Below are 12,547 nucleotides of genomic sequence, written 5' to 3'. Positions count from 1 at the left end.
CCGGGACTCAGGCGTACGCCGGGTCCCGGGCCCGCACCCCATGGGGGAGACATCCATGACGACGAAGCTGATCACCGTGACCGTGCACGCCGACGACCCGCTGTCGCGGGCCGGCGTCACCAGTTGCCTGCGGGGCCACCCGGACATCGAGGTCCTGGAACGGTCCGTGCGGGCCGTCGGCCGCCGCTCCGTGGCGGTCGTGCTCGCCGACCGGGTCGACACGGCGGCCACCGCGGCGCTGCGCAGACTGATCCGCGGCGAGTCCCGCCAGGTCGTCCTCGTCGTCGACGGCCTGCGCGAGCGGGAGTTGCTGACCGCGGTCGCCTGTGGAGTGCACACCTTCGTGTGGCGGCACCAGGCCACCGCCGAACGGCTGGAGCAGGCCGTACGGTCCGCCGCGCGCGGCGACAGCGAGGTCCCGCCCGACCTGCTCAACCGGTTGCTCGTCCAGCTCGGGCGGCACGGCTCGGGCAGCTCCGTGGTGACCTCGGTCACCGGGCTCGCCGACCGGGAGGTGGAGGTACTGCGGTTCGTGGCCGAGGGGCTGGAGAACCGGCAGATCGCGGGCAAGCTTGCCTACTCGGAGCGGACCGTGAAGAACATCCTGCACGGCCTGATGACCCGGATGCAGTTGCGCAACCGGGCCCACGCGGTGGCTTTCGCGCTGCGGGAGGGATACCTGTGAGGCCGCTCGTGCGCTCGCGGAACGACGAACCGGAGAACCATCGGTGATCCACGAGATCGACGAGGCCCTGCGGCGGCTGCTGCGCGCCCGGGCGCTGCCCGGAGGCGTGGCGGAGGTCGTCTTCGACGCACCCACCCGCGACTGGGCGGCCCGCCGCAACGCGCCCACTGTGGACGCGTATCTGTACGACATCCGTGAGGAGGTGGCCCGTCGGGAGCGTGGTGCGATGGCGCTGCGCGACGCGGCCGGAACGGTGACGGAGCGCCGCCAGCCGCCGCGCTGGTTCCGGCTGTCGTACCTGGTCACGGCCTGGACCAAGCGTGCGGAGGACGAACACCGGCTGCTGTCCGCCGTGCTCGCCGGACTGCTGCCGTACGAGGTGCTGCCCGCCGAGCACCTGGCGGGCGGCACCTTGCTCGCCCTGGGCGCGGCGATTCCGCTCACGGTCGGGGTGCCGCCGGCCGAGTCCCGCTCCATCGCCGACATCTGGTCGGCGCTCGGCGGCGAACTCAAGCCCTCGCTGGACGTCGTGGTGATCGCGCCGGTGCCGGTCTCGCCGGACTACAAGGTGGCACCGCCGGTGCTGGAACCGGCCGTCGCCCAGCTGCACGACCTCGCCGACGGCAGCCTGTCCGGCGACGGTTCGACCCCACCGGCACGGCGACGGGAGCCGCGGTGAGCGACGCCCTGCTGAAGCGGCTCGGGCTGCTGAGGGAGCGGGTGAGCGCCCTGGCCGAGGCCCGCAGTGCCCAGGACACGTCGGCGGGCGATCCGCTGCGCGGGCTGTATGTGACGCCCGAGCGGGTGGAGCAACTCTTGCAGGGCCACGAGCGGGCACCCGTACGGCTCGACGACGCGTACGGGGGAGCCGAAGCGGACGATGCTCTGGGGGAGTTGGCCACCCGGTTCGGGCTCACGTCCCTGGACACGCACATCCTCCTCGCCGCCCTGGCACCCGACGTGGACCGGGACTTCGAGCCCTTGTACGGCTACCTCAACGACGACGTCGGACGCCGGCGGGCCAGTGTGGCGCTCGCCCTCGAACTGGCCGGGCTCGCACCGCACGACGGGGCGGCGCGGGCGCGCTTCCATCCCGGGGCACCGCTGTCGGCCTCCGGTCTGCTGACCCTGGAGGACGCCGAACGGCCGTTGCCGGGGCGGGGGTTGCGGGTACCGGAGCGGGTGATCGCGCATCTGCTGGGGGACACCTGCCTCGACGGCGAACTACTGGGCGTGGTCGAGCTGCTGACGGAGGTGACCGCCGCGGGACCCTTCGCGTCCCGGCTCGGCGCCCTCCTCGCCGCCCGCCCCGCCGTCGTCTACCTCAAGGGGCGCGGGACGGAGTCCGGGACGGCGGCCGAGACGCTCGGGGCGGCGGGCCTTCCGGCGCTGCGGTACGACCCGGCGTACGGGGACGAGCACGTGGCGCGTGTCCTGCTGCGGGAGGCGCGGCTGCGCGGGGCGGGTGTCGTGGTCGGTCCGTTGCCGGAGAAGACGGAGAAGGCGGGCGCACTGGTACGGGCACTGGAGTCGTCCGGAGCCGTACCGGTGGTGATGTTCGGCAGCGAGCCCTTCGATCCCCGCTGGTCCGCCGACGGTGACGTGCTCTGCCTCGACGCACCCCCCGGCGCCGTCGACACCGGACTGCTCTGGGCGGCCCAACTGGGCGCGGACGCCGAGGGGTTCGATCTTCTCGCGGCCGTGTCGCCGTACCGTCTCGCCCCTGAACAGATCCGCCGCGCGGCCCGGTCCGCGCGGACGCTCGCCGTACTGGAGGGCGGGCCGCTGACCGCCGCCCATGTGCAGCGGGGCGCCCGGCAGCAGTCGGCACCCGCGCTGGACCGGCACGCGCGGCGGGTGACACCCGCGGTCGGCTGGGCGGACCTGGTGCTGCCGGCCGAACCGCGCGCACTGCTGGAGGAGTTGGTCGTCCGTGCCCGGCAGCGCGAGCGCGTGCTGGGCCGGTGGGGGCTGCGGGCCGGTGGCGGACGCGGTCATGGAGTGGTCGCCCTGTTCGCCGGCGAGTCCGGGACCGGGAAGACACTCGCGGCCGAGGTCCTCGCCGGGGAACTGGGCGTGGACCTGTACGTGGTGGACCTGTCCGCCGTCGTCGACAAGTACGTCGGCGAGACCGAGAAGAACCTCGAACGGATCTTCGCCGATGCGGACCGCACCGACGCTGTGCTCCTCTTCGACGAGGCCGACGCGGTCTTCGGCAAGCGCTCCGAGGTGAAGGAGGCGAGCGACCGCTACGCCAACCTGGAGAGCGCCTACCTGTTGCAGCGCCTGGAGTCCTTCGACGGAATCGCCGTCCTCACCACCAACCTCCGCGCCAACATCGACGACGCCTTCACCCGCCGTCTCGACCTGGTGGTCGACTTCCCCTTCCCCGACGCCGACCAGCGCCTCGCCCTGTGGTGGCAGAGCCTTGCCCGGGTGCCCTGCGCCGACGGTGTCGACCCCGGCCCGTGCGCCAGGGACTTCGCGCTGGCCGGCGGCTCGATCCGCGGCGCGGTGGTCACCGCCGCCTACGCCGCGGCCGGCCGGAGCGGTCGCGTCACGACCGACGACCTGCTGACCGGCGCGGTCCGGGAGTACCGGAAGGCCGGGCGGCTGGTGCTCGGACAGGACGACCTCTAGGCCTGGGAACCGGCTCCGCGTCGGCGGCCGGCCGGTTCCCGGGACCCCGAGGTCACTGACTCCCGCGACGTGCCGGACTCCCGCGACGTGCCGGCCGGGGGCGCGCCAGCAGGATCTCTGCCTCCAGGTGCAGGTTCTCCGCCAGCTGCTTCTGGTGGGCCGGATCGACGGCCGCGGCCTTGGTCGGCGCCAGCGGGGTCCTGCCGTCCCAGTGTTCCGTGGGCTCCCAGGTGGTCCGCCGGCCGACCGGCTCCACCGTTCCGTCGGCTCCCTGCTGTGTGACGGCCCCCAATCGCTCCCGGCTGCTTGGCGAAGCGGTCTGAAGGGCGGCCGCGATCAGGGCCTGCGCGGCATGCTGCCAGGAGTACTGGCGCAGCGTTTCGTGCAGGTTCCCGGCGGTTTCGCGCCGCGTGGGCAGTTCGTTCGCCAGCTGCTCGATGGCGTCGGCCCAGTTCTGGGCCCGGGCATCGCGGCTGTCGTCCCTCTCTCCGCCCGTGCCCGCGTCGATCACGACGGGCGCGTTCACCACACTGGGCACGCCGAGTTTGCCGAGGCGCTCCAGGAACTGGGCCGCGCCGCTCTCACCGTTGACGAGCACGGGAATGCCACGGCCCGCGCCCTCGGTGGCGACCAGTCCGAAACCTTCGTGCAGGGAGGGCATGATCAGCGCGTCGGCGTCCGTGCGGTCCTTGTCCAGCTCCTCGGCGCTGGTCGTGAAGGGCAGCAGGGTGACACCGCCCTCGCCGTACCGACGGATGACGTTCTGCCAGTGCTGGTACTCCGTGGGCTTCTTCTCCGGGTGTGGACCGCCTCGGACCGTGAGGTGCACATCGAGGCCTCTGCCACCCTGGTCGACCGGTCTGCGGAGGATACCGATCGCCCGGACCGCCGCCTCGACGCCCTTGATCTCGTCCTCGGCCCGGCCCGGCAGCAGCAGCTTGAGCGCTGCCGGCCCCTGCGCCGCCCCGCGCCGGCCGCGCGCTTCCGAACCGACGGCTGGCCCGATCACCGTCCCGGGAACGAACTCGTGCACGGCCGGGACGCGGAGGACCTGCTGCGACAACCGCTCGGCCTCCTTCGTGAGCAGCGGACCGACACCGACCACGAGGTCGGCGTCGCGCATGACCTTACGTTCGGCCCTGGACTTCTCGCCGGCCGATTGCGGTTTCCTCTTGATCACATCGAGCCGTACGGGGCTGGTGTGCAGGAAGTGCACGAGCCGGGCCTGCGGGTACCACTTCCGCCGGATCGCCTCCGCGCCGGGGCCGGAGAACCGGGAATGCCCGATGATCACGTCGAAGGCGTTCGGGTCCGCGGGCAGGCCGTGCTGGTCGGCGCTGCCTTCGGTCAGCGGCACCAGCGTGTCGCGGGGCTCCACGGTCTTCGGCGCCGGGATGTTGACGATACGGGGACGGCCGCCCTCCGGGCCGCTGTGCTCCGCCATCTTCGCGTCCGCGTCGTAGGGAGTAGCGGGGTCGACGGTCAGCATGGTCACGTCGTACTGCGGGGCGAGGCCCTTCACCAGTTCCATGTTGAACACGGGCACCCCGCCCAGCCCCAGCCCGCTGACGTCGGACACCACCAGGACCCGCGTCCGGCGCCCGTCGGCGGCCTGCTGCTCGTCGCCCTGGGTCCGCTGGACGTGGGCGGTGGCCGACGCCGTCGAGGACCGGGTGGCGGGCCGCTCCGGTTCCCTCGCGGTGACGGGAACGGGACCGGCCAGGGCACGGGTCGCGCCCGCCTCCGCGGCCCGTTCGAACCGGTCGGACGGGTCGGACACCCGCAGCCCGGTGCCGTCGTCCGTGCCCGCGACGGGGCCGGAGCGCTGCTGGATCACATGGGTCAGTTCATGGGCGAGGGTGTGCCGGTCGGTGCCGCCCGCGCCGAGGACGACATGGCTGCCTGAGGTGTAGGCGCGGGCACCGATCTCCGCCGCGGAACGCCGGGCGGTGGGGCCGGTGTGCAGCCGTACGTCGGAGAAGTCGGCGCCGAGGCGGGCCTCCATCTCGGTGCGGACCGGGGCGTCCAGGGGGCGGCCGGGAGCGCGGAGCACTTCGGGGACGGAGGAACGCTGGACGGAGGAGGCGTGACCGCACCCGGCCCCGTGCACATGCCGGGCCTCTTCGACCGCGCGCAGGACGGCCGCGTTCCCGGCGGCCCGTTGCAGCTCCGCTACCTGCGCGGGGGAGAGCACACCAGGTGAACCGCCTTGTTCCGTACGGGAATCGGGAACCCGGGACGTCGGCCGGGGCTCGGCCTTCTCGGGCCGCTGGGGCTGGACGCGGGGGCGCACGGCGACCCGCCTTTCTGTCGGGCGGCGGTTCTCAGGAGTCCCCGAGCCGCCACTGCTGGAGGGAGGCGAAGCGGTCGTCGCAGGCCAGGGCCTGGACCTGGGTGTCGTCGCCGGTGTTGGTCAGGCACTCGCCGGTCTGCGCGTTGACGATCGTCACCACGCCGTCCGACACCGGCTGCAGCCGCCAGCGCTGGAGCGCGGGTACCTGGCCCTGGCGTACGGCCGCGTCGCCGCCCTGGACGGTGCGGATCTGTACCTGCGGCTGACCGTCGGCCTTGTCGAGCACACTGTCCGGCGAGTTGCCGGGGGTGAGGGCCACCGTGCCGTCGGAGAAAGGGAGTTGGGCCCAGAACTGGTTCAGTCCCTGCTGCTTGTCCGTCCAGTCGGAGACCACCACCGGAGTGCCGTCGCCGGTGCCGCCGTCCTGGACGGTGAGGTCCTTGCCGTTCTGGACGCTGCGGATGGTGACCACCTTGTCGCCGGCCTGGTCCGTGGCCTGCTGCCCGCTGTTCTGGTCCTGGTCGCTGCCCTGCTGCTGTTTCTCGGACTGCGAGGCCGACGGGGAGGGTGCGGGTGAGGACGAGGTAGCGGCGGCCGACGGGCTCGGCGCGGGCGGTGGCGCCTGGGAGGCCGGTGCGGCCGGCAGCGCGGCGGTGGCCGGTGCGGCGGCCGACTGCTGCCGGACCACCGCGTTCGAGACGAGCGACGGCCGCGGAATGAACCAGAGCGCGGCGAACACCCCCGCCGCAGCCAGCAGCAGCCCCAGCAGCACGAGCAGCCACTTCGGGAACAGCGCCACCCGTATGAAGGTGCCGCGCAGTTGGGCGGGCGGGACCGCCCCGGAAGCGCCCGGGAACGCGGTGGGCTCGGCGGGGGTGCTCCCCTCCGCCGTGGGTGTCACGGTCAGCGCGAACGGATACCGCTCCGGTCGGCCGAACAGCTTCACCCCGCTCGGCCGGATACGGACCCGGGCCAGCCGGGTCCGCCCCTGCGCGACCCGCACCAACTCGGGGACGGGCCGGAACGTCAGCACGTCCTCGTCGTCCTTCCCCGAAATGCCGGTCGACAGCGCCGAGTTGCCGAGGTTGTCGACGGCCACCCGGGGGCGCCCGGACAGCCGTCCGCGCACGGTGACGGGCAGCAGCTCGGCCCGCATCTCACCGAACGCCGAGACGGTGAGGACGCCTTCGGCCACGTTCGACAGCTCCGGGTTCTCGCGCGGATGCACGAGGACCCCGAACCGGACCGTGCCGGCCGTCGTGCCCGCCGAGCGCGGCGGGGTGAACAGCACCTCCGCCGAGCCCTCGTCGCCGGGGTAGAGCCGCAGGGTGTCGGGGGCGACCCGGGTCCACTCGGCGGGGTCGCCGACGACGGAGAGCCGGTACTCCTCGACGGTGTCGCCGTCGTTGCGCAGCCGCAGGGTCGCGGTCGCGCTCGATCCGGGATCGACTGCGGCTGAGGCGGGTTCGAGCAAGGCGAAGGTGGTCACGCGGCCACCGTAGAAAGCGGCCTGTGCGCACGTCAGAAGCGGCCGGGCAGGGTTGGGTGGCCGTGCGAGAGGCCGTACGGCCACCGGTCGGCCCGCCGGTCGCGGCCCCCGGGCGTCCTACGGGCCAGGTCCGCTCCGATGTCCCGTGCGGCACTGGCCGTACGGCCATCGCGGTCGGCCCCAAGAGCCTGTCGGGTGGCCGTTTCCCGCCGGGCCCGCCCACGCCAGCCTGGACCCACGCAATCACCCAGCTGTCGTACGAGTGTCATACGAGGAGAAGCCACCATGCCCACCTATCTCTCCCCCGGCGTCTACGTCGAGGAGGTGGCCAGTGGATCCCGCCCCATCGAGGGGGCGGGCACCTCGGTGGCCGCCTTCGTGGGCCTGGCTCCGATCGGACCGCTGAACGAGCCGATGCTGGTGACCAACTGGTCCCAGTACACCGCCGCCTTCGGCGACTTCACCGAGGGCCTCCTGCTGGCCCACGCGGTCTACGGCTACTTCAACAACGGCGGTACGGCCGCGTACGTCGTACGGGTCGGCGGCGCGTCCGGGACCGGCCCCGGCAGCCGCCCGGCGATCGAGGCGTCGGCCCGGGAGGCCGCCCTCGGCACCTTCCAGGTCTCGGCGCTGGACGGAGCGAGCCTCGGGAACGCACCCGTGGTCGAGGTCTCCGACACCTCCGGCGAGGGACCCGACGACCGGTTCACGCTCACCGTCAAGGACGGCGACAAGGTGCTGGAGACCTTCGACGTCTCGGCGAAGAAGAGCAACCGCAACTACGTCGTCACCCAGGTCAAGCAGCGCTCCAAGCTGATCGCCGTCGAAGAGGCCGCGCCCGCCGGTCAGTTGGCGCGGCCCGCGAACGGGACGGTGCGACTGGCCGCCGTGGCCGCGCCCGTATCGGCCACGGCACCGGAGGCCCTCACCAGCGGCCAGTTCCTCGGCGACCCCGCCGACCGGACCGGTTTTGGCGGCCTTGAGGCGCTGGACGCGATCACCATGGTCGCCGTCCCCGACCTGATGGCCGCCTACGAGCGCGGAGCCATCGACCTGGATGCCGTCAAGGCGGTCCAGCTGGGGATGATCGCGCACTGCGAGCTGATGGGCGACCGGATGGCGATCCTGGACCCGCCCCCGGGCATGAACGCCCAGCAGATCCGCGACTGGCGCCAGGACACGGCCGGCTACGACTCCGCACACGCCGCCCTCTACTACCCCTGGATCAAGGTCTTCGACCCGTCCGGCGGCCGGCAGCGCCTGGTCCCGCCGAGCGGTCACATGGCGGGCATCTGGTCCCGCAACGACTCCGAACGCGGGGTGCACAAGGCGCCCGCGAACGAGGTCGTACGCGGCGCGGTGGACCTGGAGCTGCAGATCACCCGCGGCGAGCAGGACCTGCTCAACCCGATCGGCGTCAACTGCATCCGTGCCTTCCCCGGCCGCGGCATCCGCGTGTGGGGCGCCCGTACGGTCGCCTCCGACCCGGCCTGGCGCTACCTGAACGTACGCCGCTACTTCAACTACCTGGAGGAGTCGATCCTCGCGGGCACCCAGTGGGTGGTCTTCGAGCCCAACGACGAGGCGCTGTGGGCCCGTATCCGCCGCAACGTATCGGCCTTCCTCGTCAACGAGTGGCGGGCCGGGGCACTGTTCGGCTCCCGACCCGAAGAGGCGTTCTACGTCAAGTGCGACGCGGAGACGAACCCGCCGGAGTCGGTGGACGTCGGGCGGGTGGTGTGCGAGGTCGGCATCGCGCCGGTCAAGCCCGCCGAGTTCGTGGTGTTCCGGCTGGCCCAGTTCTCGGACGGCACGGGCGAGTTGGCCGAGTGACCCCGGGGATCACCGCCCCCTGACCGGTTTCCCCGATCCCCCTACTTCGGAAAGAGAAGCGAACACGCATGTCCCTTCAGCCCGGTGACGCCCTCACCTCACACAACTTCGGCCTGCAGATCGACGGCGTCATGGTCGAGTACCTCCAGGAGGTCAGCGGCCTCTCCGTCGAGCAGGACGTCATCGAGTACCAGCAGGTCTCGGCGGACGGCAAGCCCGTCACGAAGAAGATGCCCGGCGTCAAGAAGGCCGGCGAGTGCACGGTCACCCGCGGGATGACCGAGTCGGCGGCGTTCACGTCGTGGATCAACGACTCCATCGCGGGCAACATGGGCGCCGCGCGCAAGAACGCGACGATCATGATGATGGACTACCAGAACAGCCCGGTGAAGCGCTACAACATGCGCAACGCCTGGTGCAGCAAGGTGGAGACCAGCGGGGTCAAGGCCGGGGACACCTCCGCGCTGACCGAGCAGGTGACCATCGTCTTCGAAGAGCTGGTCATCGAGTGATCAGGCGAACGGCCGTGCGGGCGGGGGGCGTTGCCACGGCGGAGCCACCCGCCGCCGACCCGCCGCCTCCCCGGTCGCCCGCGCCTCCCACCTCTACCGCCGCGGAGCTGCGGACGGAGTTCTCCTTCGAACTGCCGCGCGGCTACGTCGACGAGTCGGGGACGGTCCACCGCTCCGGCACGATGCGGCTGTCCACCGCCAGGGACGAACTCGTCCCCCTGCGGGACATGCGTGTCCAGGAGAACCCCGCCTATCTGTCGGTGGTCCTGCTGGGCCGCGTCATCACCCGCCTCGGCACGCTTCCCTCGGTGCACGACGGGGTGGTGGAGAACATGTTCGCCTCCGACCTCGCGTTCCTCCAGGACTTCTACCGGCAGATCAACGCGGAGGGCCACACCCGGGCGGCGGTGTCCTGCCCGCACTGCTCGGAGCCGTTCGAAGTGGAACTGGCCGGGAGCCGCCTGGGGGAATCGTGACGTACGCGACCGACCGCCTGCACGAGGAGGTCGCGTACCTCGGCTTCCATCTCGGCTGGGGGCTGGGGGAGTTGCTGGATCTGGAACACGCGGACCGCAGGAGATACGTCGAGCGGACCGCGGCACTGCTGAACCACGAGGAGAGGTGAACCGACATGGCGGGATTCCTGGCCGGGGTCCGGGGGTGGATGCGGGGCACCGCGCCGGATCCCGACCCGAACGTGCCGCGCACGTCATCGGGTGAGCCGGGTCCGTCCCGTTCCTCCGGCGCGGAATGGCGGTCGACGGCTCCGGTCCAGCGGGTGCTCGGGGCGCTGTCCCCCGTGATGACGCCGGACTTCGCCAGCAGGCTGGCCACCCACGGGAATCCGGCGTTCACCGGAGGCATCGTGGCCGCCGGCGGCGGAATACGGGTCCTGGATGACGCAGGGCGCGGAACCGGCACTGGCACCGGCGGCGGCTCGGCCCACGGGTGGGGTACCGGGGATCGAGCCGCGGTGGCGACGCGAACGGTGGTTCGGCGTGCGCCCGAGCCGATGAGGACGGGCGGATCGGGTGGGATGCGGCACGCGGTCGGAGGAGGACCTGTTGGCGGTTCCGCCCCTGCGACACCGGCCGGATCGTTCGTTCCGTACAACGATCCCTTCAACGATCCGTCCAACGAGACGGGTGGTCTCTCGGCTCCCGACTCCGGGCGCTCCGAGCAGTCCGGCACCTCGGGTTCGCCCGGTACCCCCGGCGGGGCATCCGGCTCCCGAGGGCCATCGGCCCAGCGTGCAGTGCGAACCACCTTCTCGCGGTCCGCGCGACCGCGGTTGCTCTCGGCGCCGTCGACCACCCCGCTCCGGCGGTTGGTGACCACGGGCGGGAGCCCGGCGGACTCCCGCCGGGACGGTGTGGCATCAACCTTGACCCGATCCCCTGAAGCTGCGACGGCACCGCACGCCGTTGGGCCAAGTGCCTTGGGGCGCACGGCCGTTGAAGGGGCAGGGCGCTCGGCAACGGTTCAGCGGGCGGTGCGGCCGGGGTCCATGGAGGCTCCGACCGAACCAGGCGGCAGAACCGGGATCCGCTCGGCCGCCCCCCGAGAGTCCGGCATCGCCACACAACGCCCTGCGCCGGGCGGGCCTGCGACTTCGGGACCTAAGACTTCGGTACGTGCCGCTGACGGACCGTCGGCTCCAGGGTCCGCCGACGGGGCGCTCAGCGCGACCGGAACCGCTCGACCCCGAGCCGGACTCGGCGTACCGCTGACCTCGGCAGCAGCGGAATCCGGCGCGGTCCCCGCACTGCCTGACCCTGCCACGACGGCCCAGGACCAGGGCCACGGCCAGTCGGGAGACGCTCCTCCCATCTCCCGCCGTACCGGGCTGGGCGCACCCCTGCGGCCGACACCGTCATCCGCTCCCGCGGTCACCGTGTCGCGGTCAGCCGCGCCAAGTACGGCTCGTACGACCGCTGTTCCATCCTCGGCCCGCGAAGCGGCGAACTCCGGCGACGATCCGATCTCCTCGGGTGGGAGCGGCATCCCTGTTCCCACCCTCGATGCGGATCGGCTGACCAGGTCCGCATCCTCCGAACTCGGCGCGGCGGGCCCACCCCCTGGTCCGCCGCGTCGGCCCACTGTCCCGCCGCCCGTGCGTGCGGGCACCTCGGAGCCGGGGACGCCGAAGGAAGCGTCACGGACCTCCGCTCTCGCTGCACAGCTCTCCGCCGAGCCCGAGCCCGAGACAGAGCCCGCGCGTTCCGCGCGACGACCGGGCGTCGGCCGTGTGCCCGCGACCGTTCAGCGATGGGCCGACGCCACGGCTACGGCTGGGCCGTCCGCGCACGACGGAGGTCGCAGTACCCCTCAGCCGGGCTTCGCCGCCGCCAACGGGAACAGGGTTTCCGCGGCCACGCCCACGGCGCCCGTCACGTCAACGACGCCGACCGGGTCCGTCATGGCTACAGCGTCAGCCGGGAGTGTCACGTCCACGGCGTCCGCTGGGACCGTCACGGGTGTGGTGATCGCCCGGTCCGTCACACCTACGGTGGTGGCTGAGCCGGTCACGGCTGAGGTGTCTGGCGGGCTTGTCGCATCCACGGCGTCCGCTGGGCCCGCCACGCCTGCGCCGCTCGCCGGCTCCGCCACGCCTACGCCGCCCGCCGGCCTCACCCGGCCCCGCGGTCCCGGCACCGAGGCCACGCTCTCCGACGCTGCGCGTACCCCAGCACCCACCCATGCCGCCACGCCGACCGTGGCCCGCGCACTCGCCGAGCCGACCGATCTACCTGACGTCATGAGTCCCAACACGCCTGCGTCTCCCGCCCGTTCCGGGGCATCCGCTCGCACTGCTTCTGCCCCGCCCACGACACCCGTCGCGCCCGCGCCGTCCACCGCCCCGACCGGGTCCACCACGACGAGACCACCTGCCGTGCCCGCCGACATGCCCACTCCCCGAGCGGCGGCCGGTCCCACCGTGCCGAGCGTGACACTGTCCTCGCCCGGCCCGCGCTCCCCACGAACCATCCGCCCCTTGGCGGCCACCCGCATGACGACGATCCTGTCCCCGGCGGTGCAACGCTCACCGGAAAGCACGTCGCATACTCAAACTCCCGCGCCCGCACGGCTGTTCG

General features: G+C 72.6%; 9 protein-coding genes. 7 read left to right on the top strand and 2 right to left on the bottom strand.

Going from position 1 to position 12,547, the window contains the following annotated elements; genetic code table 11:
• Positions 1-55 precede the first annotated feature (55 nt).
• The 3 genes from ACIBK4_RS22870 to ACIBK4_RS22860 are packed head-to-tail and all read left to right on the top strand — an operon-like array spanning position 56 to position 3,325.
• Positions 56-685 (top strand): LuxR C-terminal-related transcriptional regulator, encoded by a 630-nt coding sequence (locus ACIBK4_RS22870; RefSeq protein ID WP_398996913.1) that lies wholly within the window; start codon positions 56-58, stop codon positions 683-685.
• Positions 686-728: 43 nt separating this feature from the next.
• Positions 729-1,364, top strand: coding sequence for a DUF4255 domain-containing protein (locus ACIBK4_RS22865; RefSeq protein WP_398996911.1), 636 nt, complete (start codon positions 729-731; stop codon positions 1,362-1,364).
• Positions 1,361-3,325, top strand: coding sequence for an ATP-binding protein (locus tag ACIBK4_RS22860; protein WP_398996909.1), 1,965 nt, complete (start codon positions 1,361-1,363; stop codon positions 3,323-3,325). The genes ACIBK4_RS22865 and ACIBK4_RS22860 overlap by 4 nt, the downstream gene beginning before the upstream one ends.
• Before the next feature lie 52 nt (positions 3,326-3,377).
• Here ACIBK4_RS22860 and ACIBK4_RS22855 read toward each other — a convergent pair whose 3' ends face one another.
• Together ACIBK4_RS22855 and ACIBK4_RS22850 are read right to left on the bottom strand one after the other, a co-directional pair.
• Complete coding sequence (locus ACIBK4_RS22855) at positions 3,378-5,519, bottom strand: DUF4157 domain-containing protein (protein ID WP_398996907.1); 2,142 nt, start codon at positions 5,517-5,519, stop codon at positions 3,378-3,380.
• A 130-nt stretch (positions 5,520-5,649) separates the two neighbouring features.
• Positions 5,650-7,107 (bottom strand): RICIN domain-containing protein, encoded by a 1,458-nt coding sequence (locus ACIBK4_RS22850; protein ID WP_398996905.1) that lies wholly within the window; start codon positions 7,105-7,107, stop codon positions 5,650-5,652.
• Between the two features lie 285 nt (positions 7,108-7,392).
• On the opposite strand from ACIBK4_RS22850, the gene ACIBK4_RS22845 reads away from it, so the two are divergent.
• From ACIBK4_RS22845 to ACIBK4_RS22830, 4 genes are all read left to right on the top strand, one after another.
• Positions 7,393-8,940, top strand: coding sequence for a phage tail sheath subtilisin-like domain-containing protein (locus ACIBK4_RS22845; protein WP_398996903.1), 1,548 nt, complete (start codon positions 7,393-7,395; stop codon positions 8,938-8,940).
• A 68-nt stretch (positions 8,941-9,008) separates the two neighbouring features.
• Positions 9,009-9,452 (top strand): phage tail protein, encoded by a 444-nt coding sequence (locus ACIBK4_RS22840; RefSeq protein WP_352345023.1) that lies wholly within the window; start codon positions 9,009-9,011, stop codon positions 9,450-9,452.
• Positions 9,452-9,928, top strand: a complete 477-nt coding sequence (locus ACIBK4_RS22835) for a hypothetical protein (RefSeq protein ID WP_398997301.1) — start codon at positions 9,452-9,454, stop codon at positions 9,926-9,928. Before ACIBK4_RS22840 ends, ACIBK4_RS22835 begins: the two co-directional genes overlap by 1 nt.
• On the top strand, positions 9,925-10,077 hold the full coding sequence (locus ACIBK4_RS22830) for a DUF6760 family protein (protein WP_398996901.1): 153 nt from the start codon (positions 9,925-9,927) through the stop codon (positions 10,075-10,077). Before ACIBK4_RS22835 ends, ACIBK4_RS22830 begins: the two co-directional genes overlap by 4 nt.
• Positions 10,078-12,547 lie beyond the last annotated feature (2,470 nt).

Source organism: Streptomyces sp. NPDC050528, assembly GCF_044457795.1.
Lineage (GTDB): Bacteria > Actinomycetota > Actinomycetes > Streptomycetales > Streptomycetaceae > Streptomyces.
This window is presented reverse-complemented; position numbering and strand designations above follow the sequence as displayed.